At 67.5% G+C, this 20,149-nt stretch carries 21 protein-coding genes; 6 read left to right on the top strand and 15 right to left on the bottom strand.

The features are described from left to right. Window positions 1-97: 97 nt before the first annotated feature. From ASG64_RS19195 to ASG64_RS19185, 3 genes are all read left to right on the top strand, one after another. Window positions 98-2,119, top strand: coding sequence for a TPM domain-containing protein (locus ASG64_RS19195; RefSeq protein ID WP_056075612.1), 2,022 nt, complete (start codon window positions 98-100; stop codon window positions 2,117-2,119). Window positions 2,120-2,123: 4 nt separating this feature from the next. Continuing rightward, window positions 2,124-2,936 (top strand): hypothetical protein, encoded by an 813-nt coding sequence (locus tag ASG64_RS19190; protein WP_056075608.1) that lies wholly within the window; start codon window positions 2,124-2,126, stop codon window positions 2,934-2,936. A gap of 69 nt (window positions 2,937-3,005) precedes the next feature. Beyond that, window positions 3,006-3,440 carry an SRPBCC family protein gene (locus ASG64_RS19185; RefSeq protein ID WP_056075603.1) on the top strand — a complete coding sequence of 145 codons (435 nt, stop codon included), beginning with the start codon at window positions 3,006-3,008 and terminating at the stop codon, window positions 3,438-3,440. Here the strand turns inward: ASG64_RS19185 and ASG64_RS19180 are convergent. Further along, on the bottom strand, window positions 3,437-4,822 hold the full coding sequence (locus ASG64_RS19180; RefSeq protein WP_042572830.1) for a glycine--tRNA ligase: 1,386 nt from the start codon (window positions 4,820-4,822) through the stop codon (window positions 3,437-3,439). The two genes, ASG64_RS19185 and ASG64_RS19180, sit on opposite strands and share 4 nt — an antisense overlap. 201 nt (window positions 4,823-5,023) lie before the next feature. Between ASG64_RS19180 and ASG64_RS19175 the strand changes: the two genes are divergently transcribed. Together ASG64_RS19175 and ASG64_RS19170 are read left to right on the top strand one after the other, a co-directional pair. Next, on the top strand, window positions 5,024-5,374 hold the full coding sequence (locus ASG64_RS19175; RefSeq protein WP_042572829.1) for an ArsR/SmtB family transcription factor: 351 nt from the start codon (window positions 5,024-5,026) through the stop codon (window positions 5,372-5,374). Next, window positions 5,371-5,778 (top strand): Fur family transcriptional regulator, encoded by a 408-nt coding sequence (locus ASG64_RS19170; protein WP_042572828.1) that lies wholly within the window; start codon window positions 5,371-5,373, stop codon window positions 5,776-5,778. Before ASG64_RS19175 ends, ASG64_RS19170 begins: the two co-directional genes overlap by 4 nt. A gap of 2 nt (window positions 5,779-5,780) precedes the next feature. Here the strand turns inward: ASG64_RS19170 and bsaP are convergent, their stop codons facing one another. From bsaP to ASG64_RS19130, 9 genes are all read right to left on the bottom strand, one after another. Then, window positions 5,781-5,969, bottom strand: coding sequence for a biotin synthase auxiliary protein BsaP (gene bsaP, locus ASG64_RS22105; RefSeq protein ID WP_082518510.1), 189 nt, complete (start codon window positions 5,967-5,969; stop codon window positions 5,781-5,783). Further along, window positions 5,956-6,966, bottom strand: a complete 1,011-nt coding sequence (bioB, locus tag ASG64_RS19165) for a biotin synthase BioB (protein WP_056075600.1) — start codon at window positions 6,964-6,966, stop codon at window positions 5,956-5,958. The genes bsaP and bioB overlap by 14 nt, the downstream gene beginning before the upstream one ends. Window positions 6,967-6,985: 19 nt before the next feature. Further along, on the bottom strand, window positions 6,986-7,669 hold the full coding sequence (gene bioD / locus ASG64_RS19160; protein ID WP_056075598.1) for a dethiobiotin synthase: 684 nt from the start codon (window positions 7,667-7,669) through the stop codon (window positions 6,986-6,988). After that, window positions 7,666-8,805 (bottom strand): 8-amino-7-oxononanoate synthase, encoded by a 1,140-nt coding sequence (locus tag ASG64_RS19155; RefSeq protein ID WP_056075595.1) that lies wholly within the window; start codon window positions 8,803-8,805, stop codon window positions 7,666-7,668. Before ASG64_RS19155 ends, bioD begins: the two co-directional genes overlap by 4 nt. A gap of 34 nt (window positions 8,806-8,839) precedes the next feature. Continuing rightward, window positions 8,840-10,120, bottom strand: a complete 1,281-nt coding sequence (locus ASG64_RS19150; RefSeq protein WP_056075592.1) for an adenosylmethionine--8-amino-7-oxononanoate transaminase — start codon at window positions 10,118-10,120, stop codon at window positions 8,840-8,842. Then, window positions 10,117-10,521 carry a hypothetical protein gene (locus ASG64_RS19145; protein WP_056075588.1) on the bottom strand — a complete coding sequence of 135 codons (405 nt, stop codon included), beginning with the start codon at window positions 10,519-10,521 and terminating at the stop codon, window positions 10,117-10,119. The genes ASG64_RS19150 and ASG64_RS19145 overlap by 4 nt, the downstream gene beginning before the upstream one ends. Continuing rightward, a complete protein-coding gene (locus ASG64_RS19140; protein ID WP_042572822.1) occupies window positions 10,518-11,327 on the bottom strand; it encodes an isoprenyl transferase in 810 nt (269 codons plus the stop codon). Before ASG64_RS19140 ends, ASG64_RS19145 begins: the two co-directional genes overlap by 4 nt. Further along, window positions 11,284-12,087 (bottom strand): DNA repair protein RecO, encoded by an 804-nt coding sequence (gene recO, locus ASG64_RS19135; RefSeq protein WP_042572821.1) that lies wholly within the window; start codon window positions 12,085-12,087, stop codon window positions 11,284-11,286. The genes ASG64_RS19140 and recO overlap by 44 nt, the downstream gene beginning before the upstream one ends. Window positions 12,088-12,163: 76 nt before the next feature. Continuing rightward, window positions 12,164-12,661 (bottom strand): SRPBCC family protein, encoded by a 498-nt coding sequence (locus ASG64_RS19130; protein WP_056075585.1) that lies wholly within the window; start codon window positions 12,659-12,661, stop codon window positions 12,164-12,166. A 140-nt stretch (window positions 12,662-12,801) separates the two neighbouring features. Here ASG64_RS19130 and ASG64_RS19125 point away from each other — a divergent pair, with 140 nt between their 5' ends. Next, window positions 12,802-15,171 (top strand): FdhF/YdeP family oxidoreductase, encoded by a 2,370-nt coding sequence (locus ASG64_RS19125; RefSeq protein ID WP_056075582.1) that lies wholly within the window; start codon window positions 12,802-12,804, stop codon window positions 15,169-15,171. Between the two features lie 56 nt (window positions 15,172-15,227). Here the strand turns inward: ASG64_RS19125 and era are convergent, their stop codons facing one another. From era to ASG64_RS19100, 5 genes are all read right to left on the bottom strand, one after another. Next, complete coding sequence (era, locus tag ASG64_RS19120) at window positions 15,228-16,142, bottom strand: GTPase Era (RefSeq protein ID WP_042572818.1); 915 nt, start codon at window positions 16,140-16,142, stop codon at window positions 15,228-15,230. Further along, window positions 16,129-17,460 carry a hemolysin family protein gene (locus ASG64_RS19115; protein WP_042572817.1) on the bottom strand — a complete coding sequence of 444 codons (1,332 nt, stop codon included), beginning with the start codon at window positions 17,458-17,460 and terminating at the stop codon, window positions 16,129-16,131. The genes era and ASG64_RS19115 overlap by 14 nt, the downstream gene beginning before the upstream one ends. After that, window positions 17,457-18,020: an rRNA maturation RNase YbeY gene (gene ybeY / locus ASG64_RS19110; RefSeq protein WP_042572816.1), complete on the bottom strand. Its 564-nt coding sequence runs from the start codon at window positions 18,018-18,020 to the stop codon at window positions 17,457-17,459. Before ybeY ends, ASG64_RS19115 begins: the two co-directional genes overlap by 4 nt. 46 nt (window positions 18,021-18,066) lie before the next feature. Beyond that, complete coding sequence (locus ASG64_RS19105; RefSeq protein WP_082518588.1) at window positions 18,067-19,059, bottom strand: PhoH family protein; 993 nt, start codon at window positions 19,057-19,059, stop codon at window positions 18,067-18,069. 328 nt (window positions 19,060-19,387) lie between these two features. Beyond that, on the bottom strand, window positions 19,388-20,149 hold the full coding sequence (locus tag ASG64_RS19100) for a 16S rRNA (uracil(1498)-N(3))-methyltransferase (protein ID WP_056075579.1): 762 nt from the start codon (window positions 20,147-20,149) through the stop codon (window positions 19,388-19,390).

Here is a 20,149-nt window from a genome sequence, read left to right as displayed (position 1 = left end):
CCGTTCCGGCACCCCGACCCTCGTCCGAGCGTCACGACTCCGAGGTGACACTTGTCATGGGTACTCGCGGCAGGCGGCGGCCCGGTAGGTTCCCACCATGACCCGCGCTCGAGTTCTCCTGCGCGCCGCTGCCGCGGCGACCATGCTGCTGTCGGCCGCGCTGCTGCCGTCCGCCGTCGCCTCCGCGGAGCAGCCGTTCCGGGTTCCCGAACAGGTCAGTGACCTTACGGGCGCCCTCGACCCGAGCGAGCTGGCGGAGGTGCAGTCGGCTGTCGACTCGCTCTACGACCAGCAGGGCTTCCGGCTCTGGGTCGTCTTCGTCGACGACTTCTCCGGCCAGGCCGCGACGACGTGGGGCGATCGCACCGCGACGATCAGTGATTTCGGTGATCGCGACGTCCTGATGGCGGTGGCGACCGAGGCGCGCGCCTACACGCTGAACGTCCCGCAGGCATTGGCGAGCATCTCGGATTCCGAGATCTCCGAACTGGAGCAGTCGTCGATCGAACCGGCTCTGCGCGAAGAGAACTGGGCCGGCGCGGCGACCGCGGCGGCGACCGGTCTGGGCAAGGCGTCGTCCACGTCCGGATCGGGTTCGGCAGGCCTGTGGGTCGCGGTCGGAGTCGTGTTCCTGATCGTGGTGGGGGCCTTCGCCTTCACCAGGTTGCGGGCGAAGCGGCGCCGCGAGGACGCACTCGAGGCCGCCGAGCAACTCGACGGCAGCGATCCCGCTGCCTTCGCGGCACTGCCGCTGGACGTGCTGGACGAGCGGTCTCGCGCCCTGCTCGTGGAAACCGACGAGGCCATCCGTGCGAGCGCCGACGAGCTGTCCACCGCAGCAGGCGAACTGGGCGATGCGGCGGCCCGACCGTTCGTCGACGCCCTCGACGGTGCCCGACGCGCACTCTCCGAGGCCTTCGCGGTTCGCCAGCGTCTGGACGACGCCATTCCCGAGTCACCCGACGACCGCCGGCAGATGCTCATGGAGATCATCACCTCGTGCAGCGACGCCGACCGCCGACTGGACGAGAAGGTGGCCGAGTTCGACGAGATCCGCAATCTGCTCATCGACGCCGACGCGCGCCTGGACGCCCTGACCCGCGCCCACGTGGAGCAGACGGCCCGGCTCGATCCGGCCGCGGCCACTCTGGCATCGCTGCGGGAGCGGTACGACGCCGCCGTCCTGACACCTGTCGCACAGAACGTGGACCTTGCCCGCGAACAGCTGGCACTGGCGGACAACAGCATCGACGACGGACGAGACGCCGCGGCACAACCCGTCGGGCATCAGGGTCCGGTCGTCGCCGCGGTCCGCACCGCGGAGAGCGCACTGTCGCGAGCGCGGTCGCTTCTCGACGCGGTCGAGCACGCGGACGGTGACATCACCGCGGCACGGGACGGGTTGCCCGCGGCGATGGAGGACGCCCGAGCGGACATCGCGTCGGCCGACCGCCTCTCGGAGCACGGCGGCGACCCGCTGGCCGCCGCGAGGGCCGCCGTAGCGACAGCTCTGGATCACGCGCAGTCACGCGGTTCTCAGGACCCGCTCGGCACCATGAACGCTCTCGTCGCGGCCGACGCGGAACTCGACCGCGCCCTCGCCGCCGCGGCGCAGTCGAAGGAGCAGGACGACCATGCGCGGGCGCGGCTCGACCGCGATCTGGGGTCGGCCCAGGCGCAGGTCCGTGCCGCGGGCGACTACATCGGTGCCCGCAGCGGAGCGGTCAAGGTACAGGCCCGCACACGACTGGCCGAGGCGGAGCGGCACGTGCAGGCAGCGCAACAGCTCGCCGCGACCGATGCTCCGCGTGCGCTGCAGCATGCGGCTGCGGCGCTGTCCATGGCGGCGCAGGCTTCGCATCTGGCGCAGGCCGATGTCGCGGAATGGGAAGCGACGCAACGCCCGCGCCACAGCGGCGGATTCGGCAGCTCGTCGTCTGCGGGGGGTGTGCTGACCGGAGTGCTGATCGACAGTGTGCTTCGCGGCGGCTTCTCGGGTGGTCGGTCGTACGGCAACCGGCGCGGCGGTGGGTACGGCGGATTCGGCGGCGGCCCGCGATCGTTCGGTGGATCGGGGAGCTCGGGACGCATCGGACGGTCGTCGGGTGGACGCTTTTGATCGGGTGACCGTGATGCCCCGGTTCGCGACGGGTGCCCTCGCCCTGATACTCCTCGTCGGCTGTGCACCTCCTTCGCCGCAGTCCCCCGCCCCGCTGAGCGCGTCGGCCTACCGCAGCCGTGACGACGACGCGGTGGGCGGGCAGTTCCAGGTCACGCTGACAGGCCTGTCGGACATTGCCGTGTCCGTGCGCTCGGTGATGCTCGACTCGCCCGGTTTCGACACCGTGGATCCGACTGTCCGCGAGGTGGCCCTCGGCCGCGGCACTCGCATCGATGTTCCTACCGAGTTCGGTGCGGCACGCTGCGACGTCGCTCCGGAACCCGCGAGCGTGCAGGTGTCGACAGGGTCGGACACCACCGTCGTCGTCCCGCTGATGTCGCAGAACGACACACTGAACCGGATCCACGCCGAGGAGTGCGCAGCGAAGGATCTCGCCGACATCGTGACCGTCACGATGGTCCCCGGCCCTCTGCCGTCGGGCCCCGCGGAGCCTCTGCCGGCGGTGCTGACCCTGGATCGCCGCGACGGTGACGAGCCGTTGCGCCTCGACGAGATCCGCGGCAGCCTCCTCTATGCGCTGAACAGCGAGGCGGTGCCGGTCACGCTCGCGTCGGGAAATACGAGCATCGACATCCCGGTCACGCTGACGACCGCGTCGTGCGAACCCCACGTCGTCGCGGATGCGAAGAAGCCGTTCGTCTTCCCCGCGTGGATAGCAGTGGGTGACGGCGTACCGGTCTACACCCGCATCCCGGTGCCCGTGTCGGTGCAGCGCCAATTGGTGGAGTACCAGCAGCGCTCCTGTGTCCGCTGAGGTGGTGTTTCAGCACTGCGCGCGAACGGGCACTCTGGAGTCACCCACCTAGCATCAGGAGCCCCACCCATGGTCGATGTCACCCGCACGTTCACCGTTTCCCGCGCCCGAGCGGACGTCGCCGCGTACCTCCGCGACTTCGCCAACGCCACCGAGTGGGATCCGGGCACCGTGGCGTGCACGCAGGCCACACCCGGCCCTGTCGCCGTCGGCACGGAGTGGAACAACACGTCCAAGCTGTACGGGATCTCGACCGAGCTGACGTATCGCCTTGAGGTCGATGAGCCCGGCCACATCGTCCTGAAGGGCACGAACAAGACCGCGACGAGCACCGACGACATCACGCTGAACGAGGCCGGCCCGAGCTCCACCGAGATCACTTATCACGCGAACATCGAGTTCAACGGCCTCGCGAAACTGGCCGACCCGCTCGCAGGCATCGCCTTCGAGCGGGTCGGTAAAGAGACCGAGGAGCAGATGATCGCTGCTCTGGAAAAGCGCTAGCAGCCCAGCAGTCGGGTAGCGAGGTAGCTCTCGACCTGGTCGAGGGCTATCCGCTCCTGCGCCATGCTGTCGCGCTCGCGGATGGTGACTGCCTGGTCGTCGAGAGTGTCGAAGTCGACCGTGATGCAGAACGGGGTACCGATCTCGTCCTGGCGACGGTAACGGCGGCCAATGGCGCCGGCGTCGTCGAACTCGACGTTCCAGTTCTGCCGCAGCTGAGCCGCGAGATCCTTGGCCTTGGGCGTCAGATCGGCGTTGCGGCTGAGCGGGAGGACCGCTGCCTTGACCGGCGCGAGTCGACGGTCGAGGCGCAGCACGGTCCGCTTGTCCACACCGCCCTTGGCGTTGGGGGCCTCGTCCTCGTGGTACGCGTCGACGAGGAAGGCCATGAGCGAACGAGTTAGTCCCGCAGCAGGTTCGATGACGTACGGCGTGTAACGCTCGTCGTTGGCCTGGTCGTAGAAGCTCAGGTCGGTGCCCGAGTGCTTCGAGTGCGTCGACAGGTCGAAGTCGGTGCGGTTGGCGACGCCCTCGAGCTCGCCCCACGCGCTGCCCTGGAACTCGAAGCGGTACTCGATGTCCACGGTGCGCTTGGAGTAGTGCGACAGCTTCTCCTGCGCGTGCTCGTAGAGCCGCAGGTTTTCCGGGTCGATGCCCAGATCGGTGTACCACTTCATGCGGTAGTCGATCCAGTACTGGTGCCACTGCTCGTCCTCGCCGGGCTTGACGAAGAACTCCATCTCCATCTGCTCGAACTCGCGGGTGCGGAAGATGAAGTTGCCGGGCGTGATCTCGTTGCGGAAGCTCTTGCCGATCTGGCCGATGCCGAACGGCGGCTTCTTGCGCGACGTGGTGAGCACGTTGGCGAAGTTGACGAAGATGCCCTGCGCCGTCTCGGGGCGGAGGTAGTGCAGTCCGGCCTCGTCGTCGACAGGTCCGAGGAACGTCTTGAGCAGTCCGGAGAACGCGCGCGGCTCGGTCCAGGAACCGGGCTCGCCGGTCTCGGGATCACGGATGTCGGCGAGTCCGTTCTCCGGCGGGTGGCCGTGCTTCTCCTCGTACGCCTCGAGCAGGTGGTCGGCGCGGTAGCGCTTGTGGGTGTGGAGCGACTCGACCAGCGGGTCGGAGAACGTCTCGACGTGGCCGGACGCCTCCCACACCTCGCGCGGCAGGATGACGGAGGAATCGAGACCCACCGTGTCCTCGCGGCTGGTGATCATGTTGCGCCACCACTGCTTCTTGATGTTGTCCTTCAGCTCCACGCCGAGGGGGCCGTAATCCCAGGCCGACTTGGTTCCGCCGTAGATCTCGCCACACTGGTAGACGAGTCCCCGGCGTTTGGCCAGGTTGGCGACGGTATCGATCTTGGACTTCGGTGCCACGGGGCCAGCTCTCCATCTCGGGTGGTCGGTAGTACTGCCGAGCGAGGGGGTGTCCCTCTGCTCGCGACACATCAGACTATCCGGCGACGTCCCGGTCTCCGAGCACCGGTGAGTTGACATGCACGTCCACGCATATCAAAGTGGAGGGCGGAAGTGGTTATTGTTTCCAATAAGGCCTGCAGAACTACCGAGGGGACGCGCATGAGCATCGACGAATCGGTGACCGCTCACCCGGTCCCCACGCCGGCCACGCCGCTGCCGTCCAAGGACGTGCTGAACGACGCCGGCGATCTGCTGCGCGCCCTGGCTGCCCCCGTCCGCATCGCCATCGTCCTGCAGCTCCGCGAGTCCGAACGATGCGTGCACGAACTGGTGGGTGCACTCGGTGTGACCCAACCCCTGATCAGCCAGCATCTGCGGGTCCTCAAGGCCGCGGGCGTGGTGCACGGGGAACGGTCCGGGCGCGAAGTTCTCTACCGACTCGTCGACGACCACCTCGCCCACATCGTCGTCGACGCCGTCGCGCACGCCCGAGAGGAGAACCACTCGTGACCGCCCCCCGCACCATCGGTGTCCGTTCCACGAAGCAGCGCAGCGCCATCTCCGAGCTGCTCGACACCGTCGGCGAATTCAAATCGGCTCAGGAACTGCACGACGAATTGCGCAAGCGCGGAGACGGTATCGGCTTGACGACGGTGTATCGCACCCTCCAGGCCCTCGCCGACGCCGGCACGATCGACGTGCTCCGCACCGATTCGGGAGAGTCGGTCTACCGACGGTGCTCGGACGGGCATCACCATCACCTGGTGTGCCGGGACTGCGGTTTCACCGTCGAGGTGGAGGGTGCGGCCGTCGAGCGGTGGACCAGATCCGTCGCCACCGAGCACGGCTTCACGGACGTCAGCCACACCGCCGAGATCTTCGGCACCTGCAGCGAGTGCGCCGCTCGCTCCTGACGTCAGCCGTTCACGGCAGGATGCCGCGAACAGTTCGCCGTCCACCCTGACGGGAACACCTGCACCACCATCCGGCGCCCACACCACGCGCAGTACCGCGGTGGCTCCAGAGCCCGCGGGTGCGCCGTTAGCCCGTCGACCAGCGCCTCCCCGGTCCATCCGTCGAACGCGGGAGCCTCAGATGGCGGCATCGAGCGCCTTCACCGGCATCTTCAGCTCCGTCAGCAGATCCAGGTCCGACTCCGCCGGACGGCCGAGCGTCGTCAGGTAGTTGCCGACGATGATCGCATTGATGCCGCCCAGAATCCCCTGTCGGGCACCGAGATCGCCGAGGGTGATCTCCCGACCACCGGCGTAGCGCAGCGTGGTGCGAGGCAAGGCGAGTCGGAACGCCGCGATGGCACGCAGGGCATCCTGCGCGGGGAGCACGTCGAGGTGTGCGAACGGTGTGCCCGGGCGGGGATCGAAGAAGTTCAGCGGCACCTCGTGCGGATTCACCGCCGCGAGTTCGGTGGCGAATTCCGCTCGCTGACGCAGACTTTCACCCATCCCGAGGATGCCACCGCAGCACACCTGCATGCCGACATCAGCGACCGTCGTCAGAGTCTCCTGGCGTTCCTCCCAGGTGTGCGTGGTCACGACGGTCGGGAAGTAGGACCTGGCGGTCTCGAGATTGTGGTTGTAGCGGTGGACACCCCAGCTCGCGAGTCGCTCGGCCTGCTCGCGCGTGAGCATGCCCAACGAGCACGCGATATCGATGTCCACCTCCGCGTGGATGGCCGCGATTCCGGCCTGGACCTGACTCATCAATCGCTCGTCGGGGCCGCGCACGGCGGCGACGATGCAGAACTCGCTCGCACCGGTCTTTGCCGTCTGCTTCGCGGCCTCGACCAACTCGGCGATGTCGAGTCGTGCGGCGCGCACCGGGGAGACGAACAGTCCGGACTGGGAGCAGAAGTGACAGTCCTCGGGGCACCCCCCTGTCTTGACGCTGATGATGCTTTCGACTTCGACTTCTTCTCCGCACCAGCGCATGCGCACCCGGTGAGCGAGATCGAGTGCATCGGCGACCCGGTCGTCGGGCAACTCGAGAACGGCGAGGACTCTATCGGCGTCGAGTGGGCGGCCCTCGTCGAGAACGATGCGCTCGGCCTCGCGCAGGACGTCGTCGGTCGGTGTGTCGGTCATGCTGACTCCTTCGGTGGGTTCACGCGAACGGCGCGAAATCGGGGGCGAACCATGTCGGTGCGGTGGAGACGAACCGTTCCGCCGGCCACGAGCCGACGCCGTCGGGGATGCGGCCGACGATCGGAACGCCGGTGACGGCAGGGAGTTCTGCGAGGTTGGTGACAGCGGCGAGGTCGGGCACCGTCGGCCACGCGCCGAGAACCACGCCCACGCACCACAATCCGGCACGGCGCACAGCGTCCACGGTGAGCTCGGCGTGATTGAGCGCTCCCAGGCCCGGCTGCGAGACGACCAGAACACGCGCGTCGAGAGCGCGGGCGATGTCCAGCACGGTGGTCCCACGGTCGTCGAAACGAACGGCCACTCCCCCGGCGCCCTCCACGAGCACCGCTCCGGGAAGATCGCCGACAGCGTCGACCACGTCGCCGACGGACAGTGATGCACGCCCTCTGCGCCGCGCCGCGACGCCGGGTGCCAGCGGATCGGGATAGCGCACGCACTCGCGGTACTGCCTGCGGCGCAGAGGGTCCGAGAGGCCGACGACCGCGTCCAGATCTCCGGCCTCGTCCGGATCGACACCGGTCTGGGCGGGCTTGCACACCGAGACCACGTGCCCGGCGCTTTCCAGCAAGACGGCGAGTGCCGCGGTGACGATCGTCTTCCCGACGTCCGTCGACGTCCCGGTGATCACGAGAACGCTCACAGGGACACCTGCTCGAGCGCCCCCGCGACCACGGTGCACACCCTGGACACCTCGCCGTCGGTCAGATCGGCGCGGGCCGTGATCCGCAGGCGCGAGCGGCCTTCCGGCACCGACGGCGGCCGGAAACATCCGACCGACACGCCCTGTGCGCGGCACGCGTTCGCGGCTCGGAGAGCGGAATTCGCGTCGCCCACGATCACGGGGACCACCGCCGATTCCGGCAGGTCGGCCAGTCCCAGTTCCGCGGCGAGCCGACCTGCGTGCCGACGCAGCACCCCTACCCGATCCGGCTCGCGCCGGAGCACCCCCAGCGCCGCGTGCGCGGCCCCCACCGATGCCGGAGCCGGAGCAGTGTCGAAGATGAAGGTTCTGGCCGAGTTCAGAAGATGCTCGCGCACGACTTCTTCCGCCAGAACCACTCCACCCTGGCTTCCGAGAGCCTTCGACAGCGTCGCGGTGACGACGAGGTCGGGAGCGCCGGCGAGACCGCACTCCTGGACCAGTCCGCGCCCGCCGTCCCCTCGCACACCGAGACCGTGCGCTTCGTCGACGACCAGAACGGCGCCGTGACGCCGGGTCACCGCGTAGAGCTCTCGGAGGGGCGCCAGATCACCGTCCGCACTGAACACCGAGTCGGTGAGCACCAGCGCCCGCGCCTCGGATCGCGTCGACAAGGCCAAGTTCACGGCAGCGACGTCACGGTGCGGCGTCACCTCCACGCGCGCTCGCGACAGGCGGCACGCATCGACCAGCGACGCGTGTGATGCGGTGTCGGAGACGATCAGCGAACCCGCGCCGGACAGTGCCGGCACCACGCCCAGATTGGCGAGGTAACCGCTCGAGAAGAGCAGACCGGAGTCGGCGCCGACGAAGTCCGCCAGGTCGAGCTCGAGGGCATCGTGGTCGGTCGTCGTTCCGGTGACCAATCGTGAACCGGTGCTGCCGGTTCCCCATCGGTCCAGCGCATCACGGGCGCCGGCGATCACCGCGCTGTGCCGGCTCAGACCCAGGTAGTCGTTCGAGGCCACGTCGATGACATGGTCGTCGGGTGTCCGTGGTCGGAGGACTCGCCGCAGTCCGGCATCGGTACGCCGGACCGCCGCGGCGTCGAGCCACGCCAGTGCCCTGTCGGTCATGAACGCGCAGCCTACGCATGGACTTGAACACCGTTCAAGTTTGCGTGACTGCGGCCGCGCACACCAGCGCTTCCCCGATCGCACGGATGTCGTCGGCCGTGCAGACGTAGGGCGGCATCGCGTAGATCAGATTCCGGAACGGCCGGATCCACACGCCGCGGTCCATGGCGGCCGCGGTCGCGAGCGCGACGTCGACCTCACGGTCGAGCTCGATCACGCCGATACCGCCGAGCACCCGCACGTCGCGGACGATCGGCAGAGCATTCGCACGGACCAACTCGCGGCCGAGACCCGTCTCGATCGCCGCGACCTCCGCACGCCAATCCCTCGACAACAGAAGTTCCGTCGACGCCACCGCCACAGCGCACGCCAACGGATTCGCCATGAAGGTCGGGCCGTGCATCAGACCGCCCGCGGGCCCCGCGCTGATGACCCACGCCACCTCCGCCGTGCACAGCGTCGCAGCCATCGACAGGTAGCCACCCGTCAGCGCCTTGCCGACGCAGAGGATGTCCGGACCGACACCGGCTTGCTCGGACGCGAACAACGTTCCGGTGCGGCCGAATCCGGTGGCGATCTCGTCGAGGATCAGAAGGACGTCATGATCGGAGCACGCCTCACGCAGCACGCGAACGTAGCGCGGATCGTGGAATCTCATACCGCCGGCGCCCTGGACGACGGGTTCGACGATGACTGCCGCCAGCTCGGACGCGCGGCGCTCGATCGTCTCGCGGAGCATCGCCGCATAGCTCTCGTCGAACGGTGTGTCCGACCGCGGCGGCGCGTCCACGAACACCTGCTCCGCCAGGACTCCCGACCACGCCGAGTGCATGCCGCCGTCGGGATCGCACACGCTCATCGGTGTGAAAGTGTCACCGTGGTATCCGCCGCGCCATGTCAGGAGCCGGCGTTTGTCGGGGCGTCCCAGGGCCCGGTGATACTGGAGCGCCATCTTGACCGCCACTTCGACCGACACCGAGCCGGAGTCGCAGAAGAACACCCGCTCGAGCCCTTCCGGGGTGATCCTCACCAGCAGTTCCGCCAGCCTGGCCGCCGGCTCGTGCGTCAGACCGCCGAACATGACGTGACTCATGGCGCCCAGTTGCGCCGTGACGGCAGCGTCGAGAACCGGGTGGCCGTACCCGTGGACGGCAGCCCACCACGAACTCATACCGTCGATCAACGAACGCCCGTCGTCCAACGTGATGCGCACGCCCGCGGCCGATGTCACCACCGCCGGACGCGGAGACGGGAAACCCGAATACGGATGCCAGATGTGTTCGGCGTCGATGTCGCCGACGCTCCGACGGGTCACGGGACGAGGCCGACGCGCGCCTTCTCGACACCGGAGAGCACCAACACCAGCATCGTCATCAACGGCTCGTCGTCCAGCCCGGACGCCGGGAACGTGTAGCGCATGACGACGTCTGCCTGCGATCCGTGTGTGGTCAGGGAAATGGACCCGAACTGCGATTCACTGTTGCGCACAGCGACTTTCCCGCGCAGAGTGCCCGAGGACGGACGATCCCAGGCCAGCACCGCCGTCAACGAGAGGACCTCGAGACCGGGACTGAGAGCCACTGCGCGCAGCGAACACAGCGCTCCGGCATACGAGAATCCGAGCGACCCGTCGTCTCCGACGCTGACGTCGGCGAATTGGCCGAGGGCGAGACGGGCACGATCCTGCAGTGCCCTCACGATGTCGTCCTCACTCATTTGACACCTCCGAATCTGCGGTCACGAGAGGCATATTCGACACAGGCGGCCCACAGGTCACGACGGTCGAAATCGGGGAAGAGCTTTTCCTGGAACACCATCTCGGCGTACGCCGACTGCCAGATCAGGAAGTTGGAGGTGCGTTGCTCGCCGGACGGACGCAGGAACAGATCGACGTCCGGCATGTCGGGCTCGTCCAGATACTTGGCGAACGACGCCTCGGAGATCTTGTCCGGATCGAGTTGGCCGGCGGCAGCTCGCCGCGCGATCTCCCGCGCTGCGTCGACGATTTCGGCCCGACCGCCGTAGTTGACGCACATCGTCAACGTCATGACGGTGTTGTCCTTCGTCAGCTCCTCCGCCGTCTCGAGCTCGGTGATGACGCTGCGCCACAGTCGAGGACGCCGGCCGGCCCACCGCACGCGCACCCCCATCTCGTGCATCTCGTCCCGCCGACGACGGATGACGTCACGGTTGAATCCCATGAGGAACTTGACCTCGTCCGGGCTGCGCCGCCAGTTCTCCGTCGAGAAGGCGTACGCCGACAGCCACGTCACGCCGATGTCGATACATCCGCACACGGTGTCCATGAGAACCGCTTCGCCCTGCTCGTGCCCGGCAGTACGCGGTAGGCCGCGATCCTGCGCCCAGCGGCCGTTGCCGTCCATCACCAGAGCGACATGACGCGGGATCAGCTCGGGCTGGATGATCGGCGCCCTCGCTCCCGACGGATGCGGGTCGGGCGCGCGGACCTCCCGCTTCTCAGGCGGTGTGTGCTGCGTTCGTCGACGTATCACGAACCTCATCCTGCCCGACGACGCGAACGGCGCCGCCACCCGTGCGTTCGACGAAGGGCAGCGTGCGCAGTTGGCGTTCGAGGTGCCACTGCAGATGGGCTGCCACCAGGCCGCTGGCCTGCGCGCGTATCGAGTCGGTGGACGCCACCGTGCCGTTCCAGTCGCCGCTCTGCAACGCGGACATCAGATCCAGCACCCCCAGCGCGGGCGTGCTCGACCCGGCCGGGCGGCAGTGGGTGCACACCGCTCCCCCGGCCGCGACATGGAACGCGCGATGAGGGCCGGGAGTCGCGCACTTGGCGCACTCGTCCAGTGCGGGCGCCCAGCCGGCGAAGTTCATCGCGCGCAGCAGGAACGCGTCGAGCACCAGTCCCGAGTCGCGCTCACCCGACGCGAGCGCACGCAGGGCCCCGACCGTCAGATGGTGCAATCGGGGCGCGGGAGCATGTTCCTCACCCGCGAGCCGCTCCGACGTCTCGAGAATCGCGCATGCGGTGGTGTAGCGGCTGTAGTCCGAGACGATGTCGGACGCGAAGGCCTCGACGGTCTGGACCTGCGTCACGATGTCCAGGTTGCGACCCGGGTAGAGCTGGACGTCGATGTAGGCGAACGGCTCGAGACGTGCCCCGAACTTGGAGGTGGTGCGCCGCACGCCCTTGGCCACCGCGCGCACCAGACCGTTGTTGCGAGTCAGCAACGTGACGATGCGATCGGCCTCGCCCAGCTTGTGTTGGCGGAGCACGACGGCGTGATCGCGATACGACCTCATCGTTCGTCACCTCCAGCCGGTACGCGGGTGCCGCGTCGGCACCTCACTATTCTCCCACGTCGGGCGTGCCCGGTGATCAGGGAGCGCCGAGGTCCTTCTGCAGATTCTTCAGGGTCGTGGCGATGTTGCGACGCTGGAAGTCCGCGAACGGTCGGCCCGCCGCCACCTTGTCGAACACGGCGGCCACGGCGTCCGGCCACGGGCGATCGTCGGTCCAGATCTCGGTGACCCTCGTGCCGCCGTCGATCGGCTCCATCCGGTATTCCCACGTAGCATTCCTGGCCTTGACCACTGGCTTGCCGGGGCCGATGACGTCGACGCGGAAGGCGAAGCGACGTCCCGGCTCGGCGGCCGTGACGACGCACCGGGTGCTCCACGTGGCACGGCCGCGCTTGTTGCGGCCGACGAAGGTCATTCCCTCATACGCGCCGCCGCGGCGCGGATTCTCGACGACGGCACCGGTGTTCTCGGGACTCCAGCGGTGCACCTGTGTCGGATCGCTCAGCAGCGCATAGACCGCGTCGGGTTCCGCAGCGACGTCGACGTGGTCGGACACCGTCAGAGTTCGTTTCATCTACCCCACGGTAGGGGACGGATTCACCGGTCCCGGCCGGGGGTAAACGTTCGCGGAGGGTGTCGTGTCGGGCGCCCGCTCTACTGTGGGACCGGGGCATGCTCGAAGTATCGAACTGCCGAAGAGGGAAGTTGGGAACGATGACCACGACGCACGATTCACGGGACTACGACGAGGCAGACCTCTCGATCGAGAAGCCGAAGAAGCATGCCGCAGGTCCTACTGCCGTCGCCGTCTCGATGAAGCGCTCGCTCGAGCGCATGGGCCCGGTGCGTACTGCACGGACGCTGCTCGAACTGAACCAGGCCGAGGGCTTCGACTGCATGAGCTGCGCGTGGCCGGATCCTGATCCGGGACATCGCCACACCGCGGAGTTCTGCGAGAACGGCGCGAAGGCCGTGGCGGAAGAGGCAGACAAGCGCCGAGCCACGCCGGAGTTCTTCGCCGCCCACAGCATCGCCGACCTGGACTCGCACAGTGAGCACTGGCTCGGCCAGCAGGGGCGCATCACGCATCCGATGGTCAAGCGCTCGGGTGGCACCCACTACGAGGCGATCGGGTGGGACGAGGCCTTCGACCTCATCGGCAAGGAACTGCGCTCGCTGCACCCGGACGAGGCCACGTTCTACACCTCGGGCCGCGCATCCAACGAGTCCGCATTCGTGTACCAGCTTTTCGTCCGCGCGTACGGCACCAACAACCTGCCGGACTGTTCCAACATGTGCCACGAGTCCACCTCCTTCGCCCTGCAGGAGTCGATGGGCATCGGTAAGGCCAGCGTCGTGCTCGACGACGTGTACGGGGCGGACCTCATCATCCTGGCCGGGCAGAACCCGGGCACCAACCATCCGCGCATGCTGTCCGCGCTGGAGAAGGCGAAGCAGAACGGCGCCAAGATCCTCGCGATCAACCCGCTGCGCGAAGCCGGCCTGATCAACTTCAAGAACCCGCAGACGCCGCGCGGCATGGTGGGTCCGGGCACGGACCTCGAGGACATGCACTTGCCGATCCGCATCAACGGGGACCTGGCTCTGTTCCAGGCGATGGGCAAGCTCCTCGTCGAGTGGGACGCCCTCGATCACGAGTTCATCGAGAAGTACACCAACAACTTCGACCTGTGGAAGCAACATGTCTCCGAGGTCGATTGGGACGAGGTCGAGACGGTCACCGGTCTTTCCCGGGTGCAGATCACCGACGCCGCGAAGCTGTTGCGCGACTCGAAGGCCACCGTCTTCTGCTGGGCGATGGGCATCACCCAGCACCGCAACGCGGTGAACACCGTCAAGGAGATCACCAACCTCGCGTTCGCCCAGGGCAACATCGGCAAGCCGAACGCCGGCGTGCTGCCCGTGCGCGGTCACTCGAACGTCCAGGGCGACCGCACCATGGGCATCTGGGAGCGCGTACCGAAGCACTTCCTCGACGCACTGGAGACCGAGTTCGGATTCGATCCGCCGCGGGAGAACGGTCTGGACACGATCGACTCGATTCGCGGGATGCGCGACGGCAAGGTCAAGTTCTTCCTCGGTCTCGGCGGCAACTTCGCTCAGGCCACACCGGACAGCACGGTCACGTTCGAGGCGATGCGCAAGACGAACATGACGGTCCACATCTCCACCAAGATCAACCGGTCGCACCTCGTCACCGGCGACGTGGCGCTGATCCTGCCGACCAAGGGCCGCACCGAGAAGGACATCCAGGCCAGCGGGCCGCAGTGGATCAGCGTCGAGGACTCGACGTGTTCCGTGCACTCCTCCCGCGGTCCGCTCGATCCGCCGAGCAAGCATGTGAAGTCCGAGGTCGAGATCATCACGCAGATCGCCGAAGCCACGATCGGGGACCGCTACGGTCTCGACTGGAAGGGCATGCGCGACGACTACCGCACCATCCGTCAGCACATCTCGAGGGTGGTTCCGGGGTGCGAGGGCTACGAGGTCAACGCACGCCGTCCCGGAGGCTTCGTGCTCCCCCACCCGCCGCGTGATTCGCGGACCTTCCAGACCGAGTCCGGGCTGGCCGAGTTCTTCGTCTCGCCCATCGACGCCCTGCAAGTACCGCCGAAGCACCTTCTGCTGCAGACGTTCCGGAGCCACGATCAGTTCAACACCACGATCTACGGCCTCAGCGACCGGTACCGGGGCATCGAGGGCGGACGCCGCGTCGTGTTCGTCAATCGCGGCGACATCGCGGAACTCGGCATGAAGGACGGAGACTTCGTCGACATCACCACCAAGTGGGACGACGACGACGTGGTGCGCGTCGCCGAGAACTTCCGGATCGTCGAGTACCAGACGCCCAAGGGGTCCGCGGCCGCCTACTACCCGGAGACCAACCCTCTGGTCCCGCTCGACTCGTCGGCGACGGACAGCAACTGCCCCACGTCCAAGTCGATCATCGTGTCGTTGAGTCCGGCTAAGGCCGGAAGCCCGGGGACCGGGCACGGAGGCCAGGACGCCATGCGGTCCGACGAGCACCACAAGACGCAGACGGAGCCCGAGCACCTGTCCTGAGTTCTCACCCGGCTACCGTGTCGCGACGATCTAGCACGGCACGGTAGCCGCGGGGGTCAGAAGCCCAACTTGCCCATCTGCTTGGGATCGCGCTGCCAGTCCTTGGCCACCTTCACGCGTAGGTCGAGATAGATGCGGGTGCCCAGCAACTTCTCGATCTGACTGCGCGCGGCCGTACCGACGTCGCGCAGTCGAGTGCCGCCCTTACCGATCACGATGGCCTTCTGCGACTGCCGCTCGACGTAGAGGATGGCGTGCACGTCGAGCATCGAGTCGGAACCCTCACGGGGACCGATCTCCTCGATCACCACGGCGAGCGAGTGCGGCAACTCGTCGTGGACACCCTCCAGCGCTGCCTCGCGGATCAGCTCCGCCATCAACGTCTCTTCGGGCTCGTCGGTCAATTCGCCGTCGGGATAGAAGGCTGGACCGGGCGGGAGCACCTTGGCGAAGACGTCGATGACGATCTCGATCTGCTCACCCGACGCCGCCGACACCGGCACTACCTCGCACTCCGGACCGAGCAGATTCGAGACGGCGATCAATTGCTCCATCACGCGTTGCTTGGACACCTTGTCGATCTTCGTGACCAGCCCGACGAGCTTGGTGCCGCGGGCGTTGTGGCGCACCTGCTCGAGAATCCAGCGGTCGCCGGGTCCGATCTTCTCGTCGGCCGGGATGCACAGTCCGATCGCGTCGACCTCCGAATACGTGTCGCGCACGAGGTCGTTGAGTCGCTGACCCAGCAAGGTGCGGGGGCGGTGTAGTCCCGGCGTGTCCACGAGGATCAGCTGTGCGTGGTCGCGGTGGACGATGCCGCGGATCGTGTGCCGGGTCGTCTGCGGCCGCGACGACGTGATCGCGATCTTGGCGCCGACGAGCGCGTTCGTCAGCGTCGACTTGCCGGTGTTGGGCCGACCGACGAAGCAGACGAATCCGGAGTGGAACTCGCCTGGCTCAGCGTCGGTCATCGTCGTTCTCGTCTCTGTCGTCGTCTGTGCTGTCGTCACCGGATTCGGGTTCCGGGCTCTTCTCCACCAGGACGGTGCTGACCCGGACGCGGCCACGCGCATCCGTTCCGCCCTCCGCCACCAGTATCAACCCGTGTGCCTCCACCCGAGCTCCCGGCAGCGGCACGCGGCCGATCTCGTAGGACAGCAGTCCGCCCACGGTGTCGACCTCGTCGTTGTCGATCTCCACGTCGAAGATCTCGCCGAGGTCCTCCAGAGGGAGTCGGGAGGACACCCGGTACCTCTCGTCGTCCAACTCCTCGATCGGCGCCACCTCGTCGGTGTCGTACTCGTCCGCGATCTCGCCGACGATCTCCTCGAGGACGTCCTCGATGGTCACCAACCCGGCCACGCCGCCGTACTCGTCGACGAGGACCGCCATGTGCTTGCGGTCGCGCTGCATCTCGGCCAGCAGACTGTCCAACGGCTTCGAGTCGGGAACGAACACGGCGGGTCGCATCACCTCGTCCACTCGCACGCTCCGGCCGCCGTCGGACGAGGTGTACGTCTGTTGGACGAGGTCCTTGAGGTACACGACTCCGAGGATGTCGTCGACGTTCTCACCGATGACGGGAATGCGGGAGTGTCCGCTGCGGACGGCAAGGGTCGTCGCCTGACCCGCGGACTTGTCGCGCTCGATCCACACCATCTCGGTGCGGGGAACCATGACCTCGCGGGCCGAGGTGTCACCCAGTTCGAAGACCGACTGGATCATCCGTCGTTCACCGGCCGCCACCACTCCGCGCTCCCCCGCCATGTCGACGAGTTCCCGCAGTTCGATCTCCGACGCGAACGGACCGTTGCGGAAACCGCGGCCCGGTGTGATGGCGTTACCCACCAGGATCAGGAGCCGGCTGACCGGCCCGAGAAGAATGCCGATGGCGCGCAACGGATACGACGATCCGAGCGAGATCGAATACGCGTGCTGTCGACCCAGTGTGCGGGGTCCGACACCGATCACGACGTAATCGACGATGACCATGACTCCGGCGGCGATGGCCAAGGCAGCCGCCGGCTCGAGCAGGTCCAGCAGCGCTCCCGCGAGAACCACCGTCGACCCGATCTCGCACAGGATGCGGAGCAGGACCATCAGATTGACGTACCGGGGGCGGTCGTCCAGGATCCGCAGCAACTCGGAGGAGCCGCCCCGCGATTCCTTGACCATCTCCTCCACACGCGCCGAGGACACGGTGTTGATGGCGGAGTCGACGGCGGCGAACAGGCCACCCAGCGGAACGAGGATGACGGCGAGCACGATCAGTGCCGGAGCGCTGGTCACCGGGCGGACTCACCACCGGAACGGGTGTCGGGTGCCACGAAACCGGTGCTGCCCAACAACTTCGCGTCCTTCGCCGCCGACGCAGCATCCCGATCGGCCTGACGCAGGCTCTCGTACCAGTCCTCGAGGAGGCTGTTCTGGAGTCCGAACATCTCCTTCTCCTCGTCCGGCTCGGCATGGTCGTAGCCCAGCAGATGCAGGACGCCGTGAACCGTCAGCAAGGCGAGCTCGTGCTCGAGGGGATGGCCGGCCTTCTCCGCCTGGTCCGCGGCGAACGACGGGCACAGCACGATGTCGCCGAGCATGGACGGGCCCGGGTCCGGCGAATCGGGGCGACCGCCGGGCTCGAGCTCGTCCATCGGGAACGACATGACATCGGTCGGACCGGGCAGGTCCATCCACCGCATGTGCAGGTCCGCCATGGTGGCCGAGTCGACCAGCACCATCGACAGCTCGGCCGCCGGGTGCACGTCCATCCGGGCGATGGCGTAGCGCGCCACCGCGATCAGATCTTCTTCGCCGACCTCCATGCCGGATTCGTTGGAGACCTCGATACTCATGCGATCACCGTACTAGTGCAGGCAGAACCCGAACCGGTCGGAGCAGTCAGCGGTGCGCGGCCCGAGGACCGGTGCCGCGTCGGGCCGCACGATTGCTCGACGCCGTCTCGGACGCATCGAACCGTTCGTACGCATCGACGATGGACGACACCAACCGGTGACGGACGACGTCGCTGCTGTCGAGCTTGGCAAAGTGGATGTCGTCGATGTCGACCAGGATCTCGCTCGCCGCACGCAGACCGGACTTCGATCCACCCGGCAGGTCGACCTGGGTGATGTCGCCGGTCACCACGATCTTGGAGTTGAAGCCGAGTCGCGTCAGGAACATCTTCATCTGCTCGGCCGTGGTGTTCTGCGCCTCGTCGAGAATGATGAACGCGTCGTTGAGGGTGCGTCCACGCATGTACGCCAGCGGCGCGACCTCGATGATGCCCGCGGCCATGAGCTTCGGGATCGCCTCGACGTCCATCATGTCGTGCAGCGCATCGTGCAACGGCCGGAGGTACGGGTCGATCTTGTCGTGCAGGGTGCCCGGCAGGAAGCCCAACCGCTCGCCCGCCTCGACGGCCGGACGCGTCAGGATGATGCGGCTGACCTGCTTGGCCTGCAGAGCCTGAACCGCCTTGGCCATCGCGAGATACGTCTTGCCCGTACCGGCCGGGCCGACACCGAAGACGATGGTGTTGGCGTCGATCGCGTCGACGTAGCGCTTCTGGTTCAGCGTCTTCGGACGGATCGTCTTGCCGCGACGCGACAGGATGTCGAGGCTGAGCACCTCTGCCGGGGACTCGCTGACACCCCTGGTCAGCATGGCGACCGAGCGCCGGACCGCGTCGGGCGTCACGGGTCCGCCGGCGGTAACCACCGCGGCCAGTTCGGTCAACACTCGCTTGCCGACGGCCACATCGGAGGGTGCGCCCTCGAAGGTGACCACGTTGCCGCGGACGTGGATCTCCGCCGACAGGACCTGTTCGAGCGCGCGGAGGTTTCCGTCCGTCGAACCGAGCAGCGGGAACATCACCGCAGGATCGAGTTCCATCGTCTCGGACACACGAGCCTCGGCGAGAACCGGACGGGCGGATTGGCGCTTGGCGGCGCGGGACGAGCGTGAACCGGTCTGGCTGTCGTCGCCTGCGGCGACGCGAGGGGTGTTGTCACTCACGTGGTGGCTATGGCCTTCTCTCGGGTTTCGATACTCGGTTCGTCCAGCGACGGGAACCTCTCACCACTTTAACGTCTCCCCCGAGAAGCGCATTCCTTTATGTCGTGCGGCACCCGCGGCACTAGGTGCTCCGGTTGCCGCAACCTGCTCCGGTTACAACGGGAGCGGGCTGCGGGTACCGGAGCAGGTGCGCACGGCTGCCCCTTCAAGCCGGGGGCGCGCCGTCCCACCTGTCGGTCAGGGCGCCCAGGGCCCCGAGCGCCACGGCTGCGGCTGTCGATGTGCGCAACACCGTCGGTCCGAGCAGGGCGGTGACGGCACCGGCATCGACGAGTTTGCCGATCTCGGAGTCGTCGAGCCCACCTTCGGGCCCCACGATGAGCACGACCTCGCCCGCGTCACGGAACGGCAGTGTGACGAACGGTGAGGACGCGGACTCGTGCAGGGCGACGACCAGGCCTCCGCGTGCCACGACACCCGACACCATCTCGAGCACCATCCTGGTGTCGTGCAGGTCCGCGACGTCCGGAACGAACGCGCGCCGCGCCTGCTTGGCCGCGCTCGTTGCAGCGTTGCGCCATTTGACGACGCCTTTGGCGGCTTTGGGTCCATCCCACCGCGACACGCACCGCAGCGACTGCCACGGCACGATCGCGTCGACGCCGGCCTCGGTCGCCGTCTCGACCGCCAGCTCCGAGCGCTCCGACTTGGGGAGCGCCTGGATCACGGTGACGGCCGGGGACGGCGGCGCTGCCGACGTGACGGACAGGACCGTGACGTCGAGGCGATTCTTCTCGACGCCGACCACCTCGACCGTCGCGAACGACCCGTGACCGTCGGACAGCACCAGCCGTTCACCGACCGTGGTGCGCCGCACCGTCGCGGCGTGCCGACCTTCTGCGCCCTCGAGAACACCCGTCTCTCCCGGCGCGGGTAGCGGGTCGAGGAAGTAGACGGTCGCAGCCAT

It is taken from the genome of Rhodococcus sp. Leaf247 (genome assembly GCF_001426185.1).
Classification (GTDB): Bacteria; Actinomycetota; Actinomycetes; order Mycobacteriales; family Mycobacteriaceae; genus Rhodococcoides.
This window is presented reverse-complemented; position numbering and strand designations above follow the sequence as displayed.

Coding starts and splice junctions, on each gene's coding strand:
- ASG64_RS19195 (WP_056075612.1), top strand. CDS start 98: ATGACCCGCGCTCGAGTTCTCCTGCGCGCCGCTGCCGCGGCGACCATG.
- ASG64_RS19185 (WP_056075603.1), top strand. CDS start 3,006: ATGGTCGATGTCACCCGCACGTTCACCGTTTCCCGCGCCCGAGCGGAC.
- ASG64_RS19175 (WP_042572829.1), top strand. CDS start 5,024: ATGAGCATCGACGAATCGGTGACCGCTCACCCGGTCCCCACGCCGGCC.
- bsaP (WP_082518510.1), bottom strand. CDS start 5,969: ATGCCGCCATCTGAGGCTCCCGCGTTCGACGGATGGACCGGGGAGGCG.
- bioB (WP_056075600.1), bottom strand. CDS start 6,966: ATGACCGACACACCGACCGACGACGTCCTGCGCGAGGCCGAGCGCATC.
- ASG64_RS19155 (WP_056075595.1), bottom strand. CDS start 8,805: ATGACCGACAGGGCACTGGCGTGGCTCGACGCCGCGGCGGTCCGGCGT.
- ASG64_RS19145 (WP_056075588.1), bottom strand. CDS start 10,521: ATGAGTGAGGACGACATCGTGAGGGCACTGCAGGATCGTGCCCGTCTC.
- ASG64_RS19140 (WP_042572822.1), bottom strand. CDS start 11,327: ATGAGGTTCGTGATACGTCGACGAACGCAGCACACACCGCCTGAGAAG.
- recO (WP_042572821.1), bottom strand. CDS start 12,087: ATGAGGTCGTATCGCGATCACGCCGTCGTGCTCCGCCAACACAAGCTG.
- ASG64_RS19130 (WP_056075585.1), bottom strand. CDS start 12,661: ATGAAACGAACTCTGACGGTGTCCGACCACGTCGACGTCGCTGCGGAA.
- ASG64_RS19125 (WP_056075582.1), top strand. CDS start 12,802: ATGACCACGACGCACGATTCACGGGACTACGACGAGGCAGACCTCTCG.
- era (WP_042572818.1), bottom strand. CDS start 16,142: ATGACCGACGCTGAGCCAGGCGAGTTCCACTCCGGATTCGTCTGCTTC.
- ybeY (WP_042572816.1), bottom strand. CDS start 18,020: ATGAGTATCGAGGTCTCCAACGAATCCGGCATGGAGGTCGGCGAAGAA.
- ASG64_RS19105 (WP_082518588.1), bottom strand. CDS start 19,059: ATGGAACTCGATCCTGCGGTGATGTTCCCGCTGCTCGGTTCGACGGAC.
- ASG64_RS19100 (WP_056075579.1), bottom strand. CDS start 20,149: ATGGCTGCGACCGTCTACTTCCTCGACCCGCTACCCGCGCCGGGAGAG.